Source organism: Flammeovirga pectinis (assembly GCF_003970675.1).
Taxonomy (GTDB): Bacteria; Bacteroidota; Bacteroidia; order Cytophagales; family Flammeovirgaceae; genus Flammeovirga; species Flammeovirga pectinis.
Map to the genome: position 1 here is coordinate 333,429 of NZ_CP034563.1, position 18,652 is coordinate 352,080.

An 18,652-nucleotide genomic window follows, 5' to 3' on the forward strand; every position below is an offset into this window, starting at 1 on the left:
TCATCAAAATGTCATATATGTAACACAGACCTTTTCTAAATAATGAAAACATTAATAATATTTCTAGTCTTAATTCCTTTTTCGATCTTCGCTCAGACCGTAACTCCTGTTCAAAAGAATGATTTTTCATTTTTGAAAAACGAAATTTCGAATGATACAAAGTTTGTTTTTTTAGGAGAAGCAAAGCATAGATATAAGAAAATTTTCGATACACAGATAGATATTATTAAATACTTAGTCGATTCTATGGGATATAATATGGTTACTTTTGAAAGTAGTTATTATAACCTTGAAAAAGCTAATGAAAACATTGAAAAAGGAGCTTCTAAATTATCAGAGTATAGAAGCAATATTTTTCCTATATGGACACAACATTCTAATTTCGATACTTTAGTAAATTTCCTTGATGATAGAGATGTTAAAATAAGAGGATTTGATAACCAATTTACAAATCGAAATTTAAGGCCACATATTTCAGGTGACTTTAATAAATATCAAGAACAAATACAGAATTATGAATTGTGGGAAGAAGCAGTAATTCAAGTTGGAGAAACATATATTCCAAAAAAGGGAGTTACTTATTCTGATTTACACTCTATTCATCAAAAACTGTTTGATGTAATTAATAAAGATCAAAAAATTGATATTAAAAGACGTGATTTTTTAATAGCTACTTTATCAAATATCAATAGCTTAATTGAAGATTATTATAGAGATCATATTGATACCTTAACGAATGATACTTTTAAAGCTTACAATAGTAACACAAGAGACTCTTTAATGGCAGAGAACCTTGAAAGATTAAGCAACAATTACCCTAATAAAAAAATAATCTGTATTGGTGCAAATGGTCATTTTGCAAAAGACATAAAATTTATGGATCCCTCTGAATCCAAAAAATATAAACCAATGGGGGAAAGAATTACTGAAAAATATGGAGATAAGTCTGTATTTATTTTAGCAATTACTGGATTTGATGACATGTATACAATAACTCCTTCAATTGAAAAATCTTTCCACAAAAAAAACTTTAAATATGGCTATAAATCCTTGAATGAAAAATCAAACTTTAGTAGCTATGCATATGATTTAAATACGAATATAACATTCGATTGGAGTAATGTATTTGATGGTCTATTTTTAATCCACAATATTAGTGACTATACCAATGTCACCTTTGCTGACCAAAACTCAAAACAAGGAATCCCCTACCTCCATATATTAAATGATAAGAATAAATTAATTGGTGTTTGCGATATTAATGGTGAGTATAATTTCTTGAATAGTAAAAAAGAAATAATCACACTTAGTGGCATTGGCTATGAACCAAAAACGATTGATACCTCAAGCCTTAATGATACTCTATTTTTAAATGAAAATAGTCGTATTCTAGGTGAAGTTGAAATTTATTCTAAAGGCATCAGTGCAAAAAAAATAATGAAGAATGTTCGTAAAAACATCTCTAAAAATTATAATCAAGAAGGTTTTGTCCTAGCAGCTGAAAATGAATTAATAAATGAAACAGACAATAAAATACTAAAAAGGAGACTGTACGATGTAATTGATCCTAATGGTTATTCAGATTTAAATTATGTTACTAGATTAATGTTCAAAGTTGATGAATGGAGGTATATTAAAAATGATACATCCATTACATGTGTAGTAGAAGAAGAACTTGATAGTTTAAGGTATTCTAATATTATAATTGGAACTGGATTTCAAAATTTAAAAGATATAATTGATCGTAGACATCATAATTTTTTAAACTCAAAACATAACTATCAATTTATACTACAAGAAAACGAGTATATAAATAAACAATTACATTATGTAGTTTATTTTAAAGCCGAAAACCCTGGTTACAAAAACACAGGAGGAAATTATTATATTGACATAAAAAATTATTCAGGAAAATTATATGTCAATGCCTCAAATTATGCTATCACTAAAGCTATTATAAATACTATTTACAACCCTCGTAATGATAGAAATATCATGACTGATAATTTTTACAAGTTAAATTTAAAAAACAAACAGTATTCACACGAAACATTTTACTATAAGAAAACCAATGGTTTTTATTATTTATCTAAACATGAGGTTTATTCAAATTTAAGAAAAAATATAGTATCAAAAACAACATATGAATTAACTGATAAGCCCCACAAAAAAGGCTTTAAAATAAAACATTAATAACTAACTTTTTAATGCATTAACAGCAATTTTAAAATTATTCTAGTAACTATGCATGCTATTAGTGTGCTTTTGAACGAACTATGACAAAAAAATGAACTTAGGATATAAAATGCTAGTCCTTGATATGGATGATACCTTATTAAGAGACGATCACACCATCTCGGATAAAAATAAAACTGTGCTAAGAAAAGCACAAGAAAATGGAATCAAAGTAGTCTTAGCTTCTGGCAGACCAACACCTGCAATGATAGAATTTGCAAGAGATTTAGAGTTAGATACATTCGGTTCTTATATCATTTCTTATAACGGTGGTACTTTAATTGATATGGTAGACGAGAGTATAATGTTCTCTCAAAGTTTATCAAAAAATGATATCCATGCACTTTCAGACTTTGCAAAGAAAAATAATGTAGATATCATCACATATACAAATGATAGTATTATAAGTGAATCTCATTCTGAATTTATTCAGGTTGAAATTGATATTACTAAAATGCATTTTGATCAGGTAGGAGACTTTAAAAAAGCAACTGATTTTGATGCCGTTAAATGTATCATGTTAGAAGATCCCGCTTATTTAAAAACGGTGAAACCATTATTGGTAAAAGAATTTCCAAATTTAAATTGCTCTTTTTCTAAACCATTCTTCTTAGAAGTTACTCAAAATGGAATAGATAAAGCAGCTACTATCCAAAGACTTTGCGAATTTACAGGTATTAAGCAAGAAGAAGTTATTGCTGTTGGTAATGCAGGAAACGATCTTTCTATGGTAGAATTTGCAGGATTGGGTGTTTGGGTAGATAACGTTACACCAGAATTAAGAGATAAAGCAGATGTTATTGTATCATCTAATAACGATGATGGAGTAGCTGAAGTAGTAGAACGATATTTACTACAAGAACAAATGGTTTTTAATTAGTAAAAAACCATTTTCAAAGAAGGCTAAAGAAACGGTGATTACTATTTCTTTAGCCTTTTTTTATTACTTGTAACTACATATATAAAATATGTATTTCATTTAATAAAAACTTACTCATCTAGATTAAAATTTTGTCTTATTAAAGTCAACGTTTCTGCATTAGGTGATAGGCCATCTATTGCTTTCTCTTTTACAGTTACCATAGAAATATGCCCTTGTCCTAACGATGTTTTAAAATCGTACCTAAGATGAGTATCAAGATGTTCTATATATTCTCCAATAGATTCACCTCTTTTATTTACCATCCCAATAATATCTTTGATAGCACTTTCTGCTTGTTCATGTGTTACTTCCATACTAAAATTTAAGTTTAAAATTTGATATTTTGTGTATACTATAAAAATCTTATTTATTCTCTAAAAATCACTCGAATATGAAGTGCTAAACCATACAAAAAATAAGTATTATTCAATTTTTGATTTTATTTCAACCTTATCAATTAGTTAAAATAGTTTTGTAAATTGTCGTTCATAAACGAAACCAACTAAATACTTTTTTAAATAAATAGAATGAATTATAGAATTAAAACTGCATCAATGTATGTTATATTAACTATACTTTGGAGCTTAGGAGCATGTACAAATCGAGGTACAGAATCGCATCAATTAACGGATAATAATGAAGAGGAGTTTATTGAAAACTTACTCAAAAAAATGTCTTTAAATGAGAAACTCGGACAACTAAACCAAAGAGGTACATCTAGTAGAGAAAAAGGTAAATTATCCGAAGAATTAAAACAATCTGTAAGAAATGGAAACATCGGTTCCATGCTTAATGTTATGAACCATGGTAATTTAAAAGAGTTACAAAAAATTGCAGTTGAAGAAAGTCCTAATGGCATTCCTTTGTTATTTGCCAGAGATGTAATTCATGGTTTTCGTACTATTTTTCCAATCCCGTTGGGTCAGGCGGCAAGTTGGGATGCTAACGGTGTCAAAAAAGCTGCAGAAGTTGCCGCAAAAGAAGCCAGTAGCCAAGGAATACGTTGGACTTTTGCACCGATGATTGATATTTCTAGAGACCCTAGATGGGGACGAATTGCAGAATCTTTTGGTGAAGACCCTTATCTTACTTCTGTTCTTGGAAAAGCAAGTGTTGATGGTTTTCAGGGTGATCTTACAAAAGAGTACAATATTGCCGCCTGTGCAAAACACTTTGCTGGTTACGGAGCAGCCGAAGGAGGTAGAGATTATAATGCTACTTACATTCCTGAAGCCCTGTTAAGACAAGTGTATTTAGATCCTTTTAAAAATGCCGTAGAGGCAGGTGCTTTAACTTTTATGGCTGGCTTTAATGAATTAAATGGAGTACCCGTTTCTGGAAATAAATGGTTATTAAATGATGTGCTTAGAGAGGAATGGAATTTTGATGGAACTGTTGTTAGTGATTGGAATTCTGTAACAGAAATGATTCCTCACGGGTATGCTCGCGATAAAAAACAAGCTGCCGTTAGAGCAATAGAAGCTGGGGTTGATATGGAAATGACTTCTGATGCGTATGCCGAAAACTTAGAAGATCTTTTAAAAGAGAAAACAATTGCAATGGACAAAATTGATGAAGCTGTCCGTCGTATTCTTAGAGTAAAATATAGACTAGGGCTGTTTGATAATCCTTATGCAGATCTTAAAGAAATCAGTTCGTTATCAAAAGAGCACCTTGCTATTGCTAAAGCCGTTGCTACTAAAAGTATTGTTCTACTAAAAAATGAAAAGGAAATTTTACCACTACAAAAAAATCAAAAAATAGCGTTAATTGGTCCTTTGGCCGATGCTCCTTTAGACCAATTAGGCACTTGGATATTTGATGGTAAAAAAGAAGAATCGATCACACTTTTAAATGCTGCAACTACTTCTAAATCAAATACTATCTATTTTGAGAAAACTCTAGATTATAGTCGTGATAAGAAAAAAATCAACTTTAAAAAAGCAATAAGAAAGGCTAAGAAAGCTGATATTATTGTGTTAGCAGTAGGAGAAGAAGCCATTTTATCTGGAGAAGCTCATTCAAGGTCTACCCTCAAATTACCTGGTGTTCAAGAAGAATTACTGCAAGAACTGTCAGAATTAAATAAACCAATTGTGCTTGTACTTATGGCTGGGCGTCCCATCATTGTGAATCATCTACTAGATAAGGTGGATGCAGTTGTAATGGGATGGCATGCAGGAACAATGGCTGGACCTGCAATTTGGGATGTGTTAACGGGTAGTACAAACCCTTCTGGAAGGTTACCTATTACATGGCCAAAAGCAACTGGGCAAGTACCAATGTATTACAATAACACCAACACAGGAAGACCAGCAACAAGTGAAAGTGTAGTTTTAATAGACGACATTCCTGTTGAGGCATGGCAATCTTCTTTAGGGAATACTTCACATTATCTAGAAATTGGAAGGCTACCACAATGGCCTTTTGGTTTTGGGTTAAGCTATAGTGATGTTAGTTATTCAGCATTAACTGTAAAAAGCAAAATACAATGGGGTGAGACTGTTAATGCCTCAGTAAAAATCAGAAACTTAGGAAAATATCCAACTACAGAAACTGTTCAACTTTATATTCAAGATGAAGTGGCAGAGCTAGTTCAACCTGTAAAAGTTTTAAAAGGGTTTCAGCAAATTCAGCTAGGTGTTGGTGAAGAAAAAACAATCCAATTTAAACTTCCAATGTCAGATCTATCATACATTGGCCCTAACATGAAACCAAGAGTTGATGCAGGGAGATTTAAACTTTGGTTAGCACCTAACTCTGGGGAAAGTAATCCATACAAGCACTTTGAATTAATGGAGAAATAGTTAGAAACTATTTAAAACGGAAAGGATTAGGTTTAATTATCTAATCCTTTTCTTTCTTATTTCCTCTACTTTTATTTCCTATAATAATTACTTTTTCTTTGTGCTTTACTACTCCATTAACTGAGATGACCAATACATAATTCCCTGCTTTTATAGTAGAAATATTGAACGTATATTTTGGGTTATCATTTTTGTAAGGTATTGACTGAACAGTCTGTCCGGTTGATGTACTTATTAATTGAAAAGTAGGTGTTTCATTTTCATGAGTATTCAGTAACACATTCATTTCATATTGAGCTGGATTCGGATATATATTAACACTTTCTTCAATTACTTCTTCTCCATTATATACACTTTGTACCCAAATCTCTTTTGTATTATCGAAATCAACTTGTGTTAATCTGTAAAATGATTTTCCTTTTAATGGGTTTTCATCATGGAAGGTATATTCTATCGCTGTATTTGAATTTCCCGCTCCAATAATGGAATCTTGTACCAATTCATAATGTTTACCATCTTTAGATCGTTCAATTATGAAATGACTGTTATTTAATTCCATTTGAGTTACCCAATTCAATCCAATTTTATTCTCGTTATGCAATTGGATCTCAAAGTCTGATAATTCTACAGGAAGGTTTTTTCCAGAACAGTGTTTTAGTAAAAATTTAGGATGTTTATTATTAATTTTGACATTAGGTTTACCTGTCTTCGCATTGCAAACATTACCTTTAAAATTTGATGCTTTTAATGTATGACTACCTTTTATATAAAATGTAGAATTTTTACCCAGAATTATTCTTGTTCTACCATTTGCATGTATTGACCCAGTAACAATATATCTAGTATTTTCAGGAATTTTAATCTTCTTATTTAACCAAACAAAAGAACCATTTTTAGTAATTTTCTTTTGCTGAGCAAATCCATTTAAACTAATTCCAATGAGAAGATAAAGTAAAATTTTACTCATTTCTATGATTATAAAATTATTAGTACTCTTTAAATATTTTGTCTATTTAAAATAATAAATAGCGATTTCATTCTAAAAGTTAGCGTCAAGTAGTTTTCAAATCAAACAGAAAATACTACATAAATCACTAATAATCATATACTTTATTTGGTTCGAGAAGAATTGCAATCACATAAAAAAGTCACCAATAAACTATTGGTGACTTTCTATTTTTAACTATTATTACTCTAACTAAGCTACTATAAATATTTTTTATTTTCCATATTTTGCGTGTTCGTACACTCTACCAATACGGATGTCTGTTTTCTTCATCATATCTTCTTGAGAATCCTCCTTGTACTCCTTTTGCATTGCTTGCAATTTGGTTTTTAATTGTTGTGTTATCTCTTCATAACCTGCTTTTTCATATAGGTTATATAACTCATTTGGATCTTTCTCTAGATCAAATAACTCCCAATCTTTTTCTCTCCATTGCTCTTTTGCAATTTCAGGATTATAGTAGAAATGAATCAGTTTATATCTTTCTGTTCTTACCCCATAATGAGGTAAAACATGGTGCCACCAAGGGAACTCATAATAATGGTAGTATACAGCATCTCTCCAATCGTTCTCTGGTTCTGTACCCTCAACTATTGATTTAATACTTCTACCCTGAATATCTGAAGGAATATCTACACCTGCGAAATCTAAAAGTGTTGGTGCAAAATCTACGTTCATTGCTAACTTTTTTGAAACCGTTTTTGGTGCAATATGATTTGGGTAACGAATTAAGAAAGGCATCTTAAAAGACTCCTCATACATCATTCGTTTATCAAACCAACCGTGCTCTCCTAAATAGAAACCTTGGTCAGAAGTATAAATTACAATTGTGTTTTCCGCTAATCCATTTTCATCTAAATAGTTTAACATTTCACCAATATAATGGTCAACACCTTTCACACACCCTAAGTATTCTTTCATGTACTTTTGGTACTTCCATTTTTTAAGTGCTTGCCCTTTAAGTTCATCACTTGGCGACCAAGGTTCTTCGTTGTTATTACCGTATTTGTACCATGCTGCAATCTCCTTTTTCGTCATTTTTTCAGGATGAGGAGGAGCAACTTTTAAATCTTTTCTATTTAAATTTCTTTCTATAGTTTGCCACGTATTACCTGCCGCTACTTTACCTTCGTAAGTATCATTAAATGTCTCTGGCTCTACAATCTCTACATCATCAAATACATGTTGAAATTGCTCATCTGGTGTCCAAGGTCTATGAGGTGCCTTAAACTGATACATCAACATAAATGGTTTCTCTTGATCTCTACCACCGGTTAACCACTTCTTCGCATCTTCCCAAACTTGTCTTGATGAGTGGAACGAATTTTCTTGAACAGTATCTTTACCATTTTCTAAAAATACTGTATTGTGGTAAGTTCCTTGTCCACCATGGTTAATCATTACCTTAGAATAATCAAATCCAGTGGGTGCTGTACCTAAATGCCATTTACCTATAACCGCTGTTTGGTAACCCGCTGTTTGTAATAGCTTTGGAAATGTTTGTTGAGTACCATCAAAATCTCCTCCACTTTCGTTTTTAAAGAAACCATTTACGTGGCTAAATTTACCTGTTAATATTGCTGCTCTCGATGGACCACATATTGCATTAGTACAAAAAGTATTTTGCATTATCATACCCTCATTTGCCAAACGATCTATGTTTGGAGTAAGGTCTGGAAACTGCTCTGCTAACCTTCCTCCATATGCAGAAATTGCATTCGTAGCATGGTCATCACTCATTATAAAAATTATGTTTGGCTGTTTAGCCTTAGTTGTTTCATGCGTATTTTTAGCACAACCAAATAATGTGATAAATGCAGATAATACGGTTAAGTTGATAAGAATTCTATTCATTTCTACTTAAATTAAAAAGTTGTAATATTCTAACCTATCAAACAAGCAACAAGATGTTTACCTGATAAATTAGGGAAGTTAAATCTTGATCTATAAAATCAGTACCCATTTTATGAATACAAACAATACTATTTTGTTTTGATGTTACAATTTTACGGCTTTCCTTTTATTATCACGTTAAATAATTATTCTACTAGGTTTAATTATGGTTCAAAATATTTATCATTAAAAATCATAAACATCTATTTATAAGCATATTAATGATTTTGTATAGTTTAAGAATCATTCGTGGTGTATTCGGAACGTTTATTCGTCCACATTTAGGCATTTTCGTTCTACATTTGTTTAACAAATCATCCTAATAGCCTATTCATTTAGAATACATTAAAATTTTGTGTGACTACTTATAATTACAAAACAGGTGAGACTAATGTATAATTTTTCTCACCTTTTTTTATTTTAAAAACAACATAATAGCATGAGAACATTTTTATTTTACTTCTTCTTCTTACAAGTAGTTTCCCTTTCGTTTGCTCAAGAAAAGCAACCAAATATTGTATGGATTTCTTTTGAAGATACAGGTATCTATTTACCTTCTTATGGAGATAGTACCGCGCAACTACCCATAATAAATCAGTTGGCTAAAGAGAGTGCCATTTATAGGAATGCATTTTCTACTGCTGGTGTATGTGCACCTAGTAGAAGTGCAATTATTACAGGAATGTATCCAAGTACAATTGGGACTAGTCATATGCGAACAGGTAGAGATATTACGGGCATTGGAAGTAGAAAATATAGAAAGAATAAAAATGTTGTAGATAGAGAAAATAATAATGTTAGAGAGTACAGTGCAGTAGTTCCTTGGATGGTGAAATGTTTTCCAGAATATTTAAGAGCTAACGGCTATTATACTACAAATAATGCAAAAACAGATTATCAATTTGCAGCTCCATTTACTGCTTGGGACGAAAACGATGGTAAGGCACATTGGAGAAATAGAGCCGATGGGCAGCCGTTCTTTGCCGTTTTTAATTTTAATGAAACACACGAATCTAAGATTTGGAAAAATAAGCACCTGCCACTAACTGTAGCAAAAGAAGATGTACCTGTTCCTCCTTATTATATTGATAACGATACTACTCGTACAGATTTAGCAAGAATGTATAGTAATTTAGAACTTTTAGATAAACGTGTTGGTCAAATTATTCATCAATTAAAAGAGGATGGATTATATGATAATACAATTATATTCTTCTTCTCTGATCATGGTGGACCACTACCTCGACAGAAAAGAGAAGTTATTGCTTCTGGTTTACATGTCCCGTTCTTTATTAAATATCCTAAAGGAGCAAATAGTGGTAAAACAGATCAACTGATTAATTTTATAGACCTTGCTCCTACCGTTTTAGAGATGACTGGAATTGAAGTTCCAAAACATATTCAAGGGCAAAGTATTTTAAGTACGACAAGAAAATATTCTTTTGCTGCTAGAGATAGAATGGACGAATTTACTTCTGCAAGAAGAAGCGTTACCGATGGAAAATATTTGTATGTAAAATACCTCTTCCCTATTCCTTCAAACTATCAAGATATTCAATACAGAATGCAAGTACCGATTATGGAAAACCTTAAAAATGCGTACTTAAATGGAGAATTAAATCAAATACAAGCAGCATGGTTTAGTCCTTTACAAGAGGAAGAACAGCTCTTCGATTTAGAAAATGATCCATACGAAACGCATAACTTAATTCATCATCCTAAAGCTAAAGCAGAAGTTAAGCGTTTTAGAAAACAACTAGCAAAATGGCAAAAACAAACTCCCGATATATGTATTCAACCAGAAGCTGAAATGATCTCAGCAATGTGGCCAAATAATCAACAACCTACTACTGCTAAAGTAGAAGCGAGCATTAAAGCTAATCTTCTCACCTTAAACTGTGCTACTCAAGGGGCATCAATTGGGTATCAAATAGATGGTGGTAAATGGAAACTTTACACCACATCTATTGCTATAAATAAGGCATCAAAAATTGAAGTAAAAGCTATTCGTATTGGCTTTAAAGAAGCTATAGTTTCAACGGTTAATCTCGTAAATTAAAATGAAATCAGTTTTTAATATTGTTCTATTTCTTTTCGTATCCTTACATTGTTTTGGTCAAAAAGAACGTCCAAATGTTGTCTTTATTTTAGCAGATGATTTAGGTATAAATGCATTAGGGTGTTATGGCAATCAATTTGTAGAGGCTCCAGCAATAGATCAATTGGCTAAAGAAGGTGTCCGATTTACAAATGCCTACTCCAACGATCCTACTTGTGCCCCATCTAGAGCTTCTATTATGACAGGTCAGTATGTTCCTCGTCATAAAATATATAGAGTTTCTGACCGACATAAAAAAGAGCAGAAAACACTCCAACACATGCAGTTTCTACCTCCAGAAAACAATAAACCGAATGGGAAAGGGGTTGGTTTAAGTTTAGATAAAGTATTAATTCCAGAAGCATTAAAAGAAAATGGTTACGCAACTGCTGGCTTTGGAAAGTGGCACCTCGGTACCAAAGAATTAAGTATGCAAAACCAAGGTTTTAATGAAGCCATTGAAACAAAAAAGCATTATAACTTTACGCAATTCCCTACCCAAACCGATGTATTAGAAAATGAATATAATGCCGATTATACTACAAAAAAAGGTATTGCCTTTATGGAGAAACAAGTTAATAACAACACTCCATTTTTCTTGTTTTTACCTTATTATTTAGTGCACAAACCCTTAGAACCAAAGCCAGAAACTTATGCCCATTTTAAAGAAAAATACAACTTTGATGAAGAAACAACTAAAGTTTTGGCAATGATAAAAAACCTAGATGAAAGTGTTGCTAAGGTGCTTTCGTCTATTAAAGAGTTAGGTATTGAAGACAATACTTTAATAATTTTCGCTTCAGATAATGGACATTATAAAACAAATCATGAAATGTTTACACAACCTTACCGAGGTTATAAAGGCAATACATTAGAAGGTGGTATTCGAGTACCTTACATCATGAAATTTGCTAAGAAAATTAAGGAAAATCAGGTTTCTACTTCTCCAATAATCCATGTAGATATTTACCCTACTATCTTATCGTTTACAAACACAAATCTACCAAAGAATCATGAGTTAGATGGCGTTAGCTTATTGCCTATTATAACAGGTAAAAAAGAATTTCTTGCGGATAGAAAACTTATTTGGCAGTACACAAATTACGCGCGTTACAACGCAAAAAATAATACGTTTAAAACTGAATGGGTGAATGTAATTCAATATAAAGGATATAAAATGACAGAATATGTGGAAAGCAATACCTATACATTATTTGATTTAACCACAGACCCTTATGAACAACATGAAATAAGTAGTATTTCGCCCAAAAAAATAAAAGAATTAAGTGCACTTCTTCAAAAATGGAAAAAGGATACAAATGCAGAAATACCAAGAGTTAACCCTGCTTACCTCACTCCTATCCATTAAATTATTTTTTCAATAGGGTTTTTGATAACCAAAAACACTTCTAATAATGAGAGTAATAAAATTGATTGAAGAATGCCTGAAAACAATATTTAGGTTTAATATTTGGATAGTTCGTCTTTAATAAGGACGAACTATTTTTATGTAAAAAAGTGATGCCTACGTATAGACACCACTAAATAGGTTAAATGGGTATATTTTAAACATTTTATTAGTTAGGTACTAATGAATTCTAGTATTCTGAGTGATAATCCAGGTTTTAATGTCTTTTATTTGTGGTTTTCTTTTTAATTTATTTTTAGCAAAAGTGATATTCCTTACAGCGTTATCAGGATCTGATATTGCTTCTAGTTTATGAATTTCGAAACCACAAATTGTACTGTTTGAGGCATCCGATTTATCGTAGCTAATATTTTCTAAAATAAGCTTCTCAATTCTAGTCGTATTCAATTTTTCATTCTTCAATACAATATCTTCGGAGAGAAGTACAATATGTTTAGAAATGGCAACTTCACCATAACTAACATCAGAAGGTCTTACAATAATACTGTCGCCATGGTTTGCATTATTTATAGCAGTTTGTAAGTTCAAATAGTCTGTATTTTCTCCTCCTTTATTATCTACTATTACATGTTGAGAAAAAGAAGAAAATTGTACAGAAATTAGGAATAAGATAGTGAATAGCGTTTTCATTTTTAAAAGGTTAATTGATAAGGGATTGCCATGAAATTAATTACACAAACTATATATAACTGATAGTAATACAATTATAGTTCCTTTTTGTTTAAATACACCAATAAAAGTAACCTCACTACAGGTAGAAACATTTTAATATGCAACAAATAAGTCCTATAATTATATAGGACTTAAAAAGCATTTGTAAGAAATAGTTTTAGGCAATACTTTTACAAAATTTAAATTGACACTAGGAATATTTGTTCTGGCTTTAAAATTTCATTTTTTCCATATTTATAATGATGACTTTCTATCACTGTATCTACTATTTCCCAAGACCACTCCTTTCCAGAAACTTTTGATAGTTCTTTAGAAATTCCAAAAAAAGTAGCACCTCTCCCCACACTAATCTGATATTTCTGTACTGTTTTATACTGTGCTGGTACATGGTAATTATATTTATCATTTTCATTTTTTGGATCTGTTGTGTCAGACATTGCATTTGTAGTAAAACAAACACCTAAAACAGTAAAGATGATAACAAATAAATTTTTCATTTTTGTAGCTTTTATATTTATGTAATACATATTATAGTAATTTTAAGTCAAGAGAATAAAAACGTACTTTCTTTATTTTCTTGATGTTTCAAATTTAATCAATTTTATTTTAATGTTCAAAATTTAAACATTAAAAATTCTAATTTTTTAAACATTTTGTTTTTTGGAGATGGTAAAGAGATGAGGGGTGGGTTAGTGGTGGGATGGATATCAAATTTGTATTTTCAGTAAAATTACTATCTCAATAAATACCTAAAACTAGATCTTTAAGCCCTACTAATAAATAAATACACATTAAAGTTTTTTATGGACATTATTTTTACAAAACACAACTTACTAAAAATCAGTATTTTAAAGTTAAACAAGAGACTGTTTTTAAAAAAAATGCACTTCTTTAATGTTAATAAAATTCAATCGTACTGTCATATAAAATGGTATAGCTGTCTACATTATGTAAGCATTTAAAGCATGTCTATTAAAGATAAAAGTGATAGAAGATAATCGGGTCTGAAATATGGCTTTGATTAAAAGAATGTAGTTAAGTAGTAAAATGTAGTAATATTGAAAAGGAGCTTTCCATTGGAGTGCTCCTTTTTTTATGACAATTTTTTAAGGCTCACAGGCAACTCTCCAATACAATTTAATTCTCCTTTTAAAACACGAAGAACGGCTTCTTGCATAAACTCAGAATCTTGATAAGTAACTATTACTTCTTTCGCATTTTCAATATTTTCAATTTCATCTAGTCCATACGCATTACCAAAAAAGAGTACTGTTGTCTGATTCTTAGATAGAATGTCTAACACTTGTTTCCTTATTATCTCAGGGAGATCAAAATGGTTAAAAGGCTTAATATTAATTCCATGAATACTCAGAATTACCCTCTCATAACCTTGTGCTTTTTCTAATATTTTCTTTAATGATGCTTCCCCCTCGCTTTCATTCCAAGTTAAAGTAGTTACTTCTAACGCATTTAAACCTGATAATAATGTATTCGTCTCTTCTTTTTTTATTTCTTTTAGATGATGAGCTACTTGTTCTCTCGTACTTTTTGTTTGTTGTTCACCTACTAACTTCAAGTAGATTGTTTTATCTTTATTTAGAGGTTGCAAAGGTGCTTTTCCTAAATAAGTGATGGATGCCTCTGCCAATACTTTATTGAGTTGTTTACTTTCTTCATCATTTAAATCAGTAGATAAGTTTTCTGTGCTTATTCTTTTAGCTTGATCCAATCCTACCCACTTTTTCATGGCCAATAAATTAGTTACAATCACATCTAATTGCTTTTCAGATAGCTCACCATTAAGGAGTGCTTGCTTTATCTTTTCAACTCCTTTTGGAACACTTCTACTATTTGTTATTATATGATTTCCAGCCAAAATTGCCATTACATCTGCATCACCGTCCGCATAATATTTCGTAATTCCTTGCATATCCATGGCATCAGTAATTGCCAATCCTTTAAAATTTAATTGATCAAAAAGGATAGAAGAAAGAATTTTATTGGACAATGTTGTAGGCATATTTTCTCTATTATCCCATACCGGAATTTCTAGATGTGCCGTCATTATACTACTTAAACCGTTCTTTATGAGTTCCTTAAAAGGGTATAATTCAATAGCATTCAAACGCTCAGAAGAATGTGTTAAACGTGGCAAATCTAAATGTGAATCTGTAGCGGTATCACCATGTCCCGGAAAGTGTTTGGCATTATCTAGCACATGTGCCGACTGTAAACCCTTCATGTAAGCGATTCCTTTATTTGCTACTTTTATTTTATCTTCACCAAAAGAACGATAATTAATTACAGGATTTTTAGGATTGTTATTTACATCTACAACAGGTGCCAAAGGAGAACAAACACCTATTCTTTTACAATGCTCACCTATTTTATGCGCCATTTTTAAAATTAAGGTATCGTCTTTAATTGCTCCTAAAGCCATCTGATACGGGAACTGTGTTGTACCTTGTAATCGCATGGCTAACCCCCATTCTGCATCTATATTTATAAACAGAGGCACACTACTTTTAGACTGATATTTATTGGTTAATTCTACCTGTTTTAATGGTTCACCCTGAAAAAATGTTAGTCCTCCTAAATGATATTTCTCTATTAAAGTAAGAATTTCTTCTTCATGTTTTTTATCTCTATTAGAAAAAGCAGCTACTTGAAAAAGTTGGCCAATTTTCTGTTCTAAAGACATATTTTTGAGTGTTTTTTTCACCCATGAATCGTTTATTTTTTGATGAAATGGAGGGTACATATTCTTTGGGGTATGGATAGGTTTAAGATTCAATCACTTATTTTTTGAAAGTGATTTCTTGAAGCATTTTTCTTTTAAGCTGAACAATGTATTGCTTTAACATTTTCTGATCTACAGGCATTTTTCGTTCTCTTCTTTTTGATAAATAAGCACGTATTTCTTTACCTAAACGCTTATCTAATTCTAGGTCTTTTCTAGATCTAGCTAAACGGTCAAACTTATCAACAATAACATCTTGAACGCCTCTTAATTCTTCTGCTTTCGATATTTTTTTTGTCCCGAAAGCACGTCCCCCAATAGTTTTACCTGTCGGTCTTTTTTTCATTATTCTATTATTTGATTCTTATTTCAAACGTGCTACTTCAATATAAGATTTTAATTCTTCATTATTCTCATTTATGCTTTTTTCAGTCATGTCAATTTCCTTTTCAACATCTTCAATTTGCATCAATAATCTAAAAGGAACCATCTCACCACCATACTTTGCTTTTTCTAATTCATAATGTCTTAACGCAGTTCTTTGGTAGTTCATTTTCTGTTCTAACACGTTTTTATCTTCTTTCAACTGCTCTATTCTGTGTTTATTTGTATTTACAGAATGCAATAGTTCGTGTAGAAAACCTAAATCTTCTAATAGATTAGGAATAGAATTAGGCAGAATCACGTTACCCTTTGCTTGCTCAATTTCATCAATTCTTGCAAAGCCATCCTCAAGCTTTTTCACTAAAGCAACATCTACTTTCTCTTGTACTTTTAACGATTCATTGGCTTCTACCAATAAGTTTTTAATTGTATTATTCTGCTGAGAGATAGAAAAGTAACTTACAGATTCTTCAAATAACTCATTCACCTTTTCCTTGGTTACGTCATCATCTTTTAGAAGGCATAAATTAAAGGCTTCTATACACTCGTTTTGTTGTAAAAATGATGCGATAGATTGTGTAATAATCTTAACTGCTTCTGTAAAACTAAAACGCGCAGCACCTGTTCCAATTGCAGGCAATGAAATCCTTTTTATTTTAAGTGCTTTACTTAAAGAGAGTACATTATCCATAATAGATTTTAGTGCCTCCTCATCAAGAAATTCTTCTTTCTGATAGTTTATTGTTATGGCATGGAAAACATATTTCATCTGTAATGTACCTGCCGAAGAAACCACTACATCACCTAAAGAAAGATCGGTATGTTTTTGGGCATCTTCTTGAATATATGGACCTCCATTTCTACGGATAGTGGCAGAAACTCCACCACCCATTGTAATCATTTCATCGTCAGAACTCACAATAGCATCCGATGGTACCTGAGTGATATCGTCATAGATCAAATTAAATTTTGATCCACCTATATAGTATGTTGCTTTGTTATGTTCCATTATTGGATGTATTTCAGTAGTTCCGTTTTTATTTTCTCCAATTCTGCTTTCGCATCATTTATTCTATGTATTAAAATTGGAGGAGCCATATCACCATATTTAGCTTTTGATTCTAAAGCTGCTCGTAGATTTTTTTGGTTGATGGCATAAAGGTTTAATTGATGCTCAACTTCTACCTTGTTTATTATTTCTATCTCCTCAAAAGGTCTTTTTGTTATCGTTGATATTTTGCCTTCAATCGTATCAGGTAATATCTCGACTGTCTCAACAAGTTCTACTTTTTCTGTAGGGGTTATTTCCGTTTTCTCTTCTACCACTTGATCTACCTCATTGTCTAAATTCTGAGATTGTTCCTTTCGTTTTTTAATAACAAAAAAGTTAATAGTAGCTCCAATTGCTATTACGAGCACTATACAATAGAGTAGAAAATTATCCTCTTTTTTTTGCCCTCTTGTCAAGTTATTTTCCATTGTAATTTCTTCGTTCCCTGCCTGTACATTTGACAATGTTGAAGAATTTAATCTGCTAAAAATATATTCACTACCTAACTCATTTTTACCAAAAGAACCGTACATACTTTCCGACATCGATCGTTTTGTTTGTTGGTGCATATCGGATAAAGTAAAGAGTGTATTACGGTCGTTATCAAGAACATTGAGAAGGGCACTACAAAAAGGAGAATGTCCATCTATACCATCAGAAACTCTTTCTAAGGCACCAGAAGTTAAGTAAACTCTTGTCACCTTGTTCATCTTCTTTTTAAGAAAACGACCCGTTACCATTTCGTCTTCTATTTTACCTCTATATTTTGGCGTTTCGTCTCTTAACTTCTCATTAAAACTACCTCCAAAACAAACATCTAATACCAAAGCTACATGGTTTGCTTCTAAAGCATTTAATAAACCATTTAACCTTCTGTATTGTAAATAAGATTTCCGAGTAGGGTCTTTTCGTGTTGTTTTACTGTCTTTAAATACTAAAAATCCATCATCAAATTGCTTTTGGTCGTAATCGCCATGTCCTGCAATATAAATTAGGAATCTATCTTTAGGTTTTAAAAACTGATGGTATGTAAGAATAGCTTTTTCCACTTCTTCTAGTGTGGGAGAAAGTAATAATTTTGTAGAAAAATCATATTCTTTTTTTAATACGTTATTAATGCTTTTCGCATCATTTTCTGCATTATCTAGGTTAGGCCACATGGGTTTACCTTCGTACTTATTTGTACCAATAATTAGCGCATATTGTACGCTCTCAGATAATTCTGGTTGGTCATATGTTTGTGCATTTACGGTTAAATAACCAAGTAATGTCACAAGCAAGAGTAAAAGTTTGTTATTAATTTTCATACAAAAGCTTAGTAATACCTATGTAAATATAAGGAATAGGTAATTATCCTTTATAAAAAATTTGGTGTGGTAACGAATTGACTATCTTTGTGCACCACATATTACATA

At 31.4% G+C, this 18,652-nt stretch carries 14 protein-coding genes; 5 read left to right on the top strand and 9 right to left on the bottom strand.

The features are described 5' to 3' along the window. The first annotated feature begins 42 nt into the window (after positions 1–42). Together EI427_RS21755 and EI427_RS21760 are read left to right on the top strand one after the other, a co-directional pair. On the top strand, positions 43–2,193 hold the full coding sequence (locus EI427_RS21755; RefSeq protein WP_126618985.1) for an erythromycin esterase family protein: 2,151 nt from the start codon (positions 43–45) through the stop codon (positions 2,191–2,193). 94 nt (positions 2,194–2,287) lie between these two features. After that, complete coding sequence (locus EI427_RS21760) at positions 2,288–3,115, top strand: Cof-type HAD-IIB family hydrolase (protein WP_126618987.1); 828 nt, start codon at positions 2,288–2,290, stop codon at positions 3,113–3,115. Between the two features lie 110 nt (positions 3,116–3,225). Here the strand turns inward: EI427_RS21760 and EI427_RS21765 are convergent, their stop codons facing one another. Further along, the gene (locus tag EI427_RS21765) at positions 3,226–3,471 is read right to left on the bottom strand and encodes a hypothetical protein (protein WP_126618989.1); all 246 of its coding nucleotides are present in this window, start codon (positions 3,469–3,471) and stop codon (positions 3,226–3,228) included. Between the two features lie 213 nt (positions 3,472–3,684). Here EI427_RS21765 and bglX point away from each other — a divergent pair, with 213 nt between their 5' ends. Further along, a complete protein-coding gene (gene bglX / locus EI427_RS21770; protein ID WP_240655391.1) occupies positions 3,685–5,964 on the top strand; it encodes a beta-glucosidase BglX in 2,280 nt (759 codons plus the stop codon). Between the two features lie 40 nt (positions 5,965–6,004). Here the strand turns inward: bglX and EI427_RS21775 are convergent, their stop codons facing one another. Continuing rightward, a complete protein-coding gene (locus tag EI427_RS21775; protein WP_126618991.1) occupies positions 6,005–6,931 on the bottom strand; it encodes a T9SS type A sorting domain-containing protein in 927 nt (308 codons plus the stop codon). Between the two features lie 252 nt (positions 6,932–7,183). Next, positions 7,184–8,824, bottom strand: coding sequence for a sulfatase family protein (locus tag EI427_RS21780; protein WP_126618993.1), 1,641 nt, complete (start codon positions 8,822–8,824; stop codon positions 7,184–7,186). Between the two features lie 478 nt (positions 8,825–9,302). On the opposite strand from EI427_RS21780, the gene EI427_RS21785 reads away from it, so the two are divergent. Continuing rightward, entirely contained in the window at positions 9,303–10,922 is a 1,620-nt protein-coding gene (locus tag EI427_RS21785) for a sulfatase-like hydrolase/transferase (protein ID WP_126618995.1), read from the top strand. A 1-nt stretch (position 10,923) separates the two neighbouring features. Next, the gene (locus EI427_RS21790; RefSeq protein ID WP_126618997.1) at positions 10,924–12,330 is read left to right on the top strand and encodes a sulfatase; all 1,407 of its coding nucleotides are present in this window, start codon (positions 10,924–10,926) and stop codon (positions 12,328–12,330) included. Between the two features lie 219 nt (positions 12,331–12,549). On the opposite strand, the gene EI427_RS21795 is transcribed toward EI427_RS21790, so the two are convergent. The 6 genes from EI427_RS21795 to EI427_RS21820 all read right to left on the bottom strand — a co-directional run bounded on the left by EI427_RS21795 (position 12,550) and on the right by EI427_RS21820 (position 18,544). Next, entirely contained in the window at positions 12,550–13,020 is a 471-nt protein-coding gene (locus EI427_RS21795) for a hypothetical protein (protein WP_126618999.1), read from the bottom strand. Positions 13,021–13,241: 221 nt separating this feature from the next. After that, the gene (locus EI427_RS21800) at positions 13,242–13,559 is read right to left on the bottom strand and encodes a hypothetical protein (protein ID WP_126619001.1); all 318 of its coding nucleotides are present in this window, start codon (positions 13,557–13,559) and stop codon (positions 13,242–13,244) included. Positions 13,560–14,155: 596 nt separating this feature from the next. Continuing rightward, complete coding sequence (locus tag EI427_RS21805; RefSeq protein WP_170178572.1) at positions 14,156–15,784, bottom strand: glycoside hydrolase family 3 protein; 1,629 nt, start codon at positions 15,782–15,784, stop codon at positions 14,156–14,158. A 76-nt stretch (positions 15,785–15,860) separates the two neighbouring features. Beyond that, the gene (locus EI427_RS21810; protein ID WP_126619005.1) at positions 15,861–16,148 is read right to left on the bottom strand and encodes a hypothetical protein; all 288 of its coding nucleotides are present in this window, start codon (positions 16,146–16,148) and stop codon (positions 15,861–15,863) included. Between the two features lie 18 nt (positions 16,149–16,166). Next, the gene (locus EI427_RS21815; RefSeq protein ID WP_126619007.1) at positions 16,167–17,195 is read right to left on the bottom strand and encodes a macro domain-containing protein; all 1,029 of its coding nucleotides are present in this window, start codon (positions 17,193–17,195) and stop codon (positions 16,167–16,169) included. After that, a complete protein-coding gene (locus EI427_RS21820; protein ID WP_126619009.1) occupies positions 17,195–18,544 on the bottom strand; it encodes a caspase family protein in 1,350 nt (449 codons plus the stop codon). The genes EI427_RS21815 and EI427_RS21820 overlap by 1 nt, the downstream gene beginning before the upstream one ends. Positions 18,545–18,652: the final 108 nt, after the last annotated feature.

What these genes read in the sequence shown, in the direction of transcription:
- EI427_RS21775 (WP_126618991.1), bottom strand. Translation starts at nt 6,931, where the DNA reads ATGAGTAAAATTTTACTTTATCTTCTCATTGGAATTAGTTTAAATGGA.
- bglX (WP_240655391.1), top strand. Translation starts at nt 3,685, where the DNA reads ATGAATTATAGAATTAAAACTGCATCAATGTATGTTATATTAACTATA.
- EI427_RS21760 (WP_126618987.1), top strand. Translation starts at nt 2,288, where the DNA reads ATGAACTTAGGATATAAAATGCTAGTCCTTGATATGGATGATACCTTA.
- EI427_RS21815 (WP_126619007.1), bottom strand. Translation starts at nt 17,195, where the DNA reads ATGGAACATAACAAAGCAACATACTATATAGGTGGATCAAAATTTAAT.
- EI427_RS21795 (WP_126618999.1), bottom strand. Translation starts at nt 13,020, where the DNA reads ATGAAAACGCTATTCACTATCTTATTCCTAATTTCTGTACAATTTTCT.
- EI427_RS21755 (WP_126618985.1), top strand. Translation starts at nt 43, where the DNA reads ATGAAAACATTAATAATATTTCTAGTCTTAATTCCTTTTTCGATCTTC.
- EI427_RS21780 (WP_126618993.1), bottom strand. Translation starts at nt 8,824, where the DNA reads ATGAATAGAATTCTTATCAACTTAACCGTATTATCTGCATTTATCACA.
- EI427_RS21820 (WP_126619009.1), bottom strand. Translation starts at nt 18,544, where the DNA reads ATGAAAATTAATAACAAACTTTTACTCTTGCTTGTGACATTACTTGGT.
- EI427_RS21810 (WP_126619005.1), bottom strand. Translation starts at nt 16,148, where the DNA reads ATGAAAAAAAGACCGACAGGTAAAACTATTGGGGGACGTGCTTTCGGG.
- EI427_RS21785 (WP_126618995.1), top strand. Translation starts at nt 9,303, where the DNA reads ATGAGAACATTTTTATTTTACTTCTTCTTCTTACAAGTAGTTTCCCTT.
- EI427_RS21765 (WP_126618989.1), bottom strand. Translation starts at nt 3,471, where the DNA reads ATGGAAGTAACACATGAACAAGCAGAAAGTGCTATCAAAGATATTATT.
- EI427_RS21790 (WP_126618997.1), top strand. Translation starts at nt 10,924, where the DNA reads ATGAAATCAGTTTTTAATATTGTTCTATTTCTTTTCGTATCCTTACAT.
- EI427_RS21800 (WP_126619001.1), bottom strand. Translation starts at nt 13,559, where the DNA reads ATGAAAAATTTATTTGTTATCATCTTTACTGTTTTAGGTGTTTGTTTT.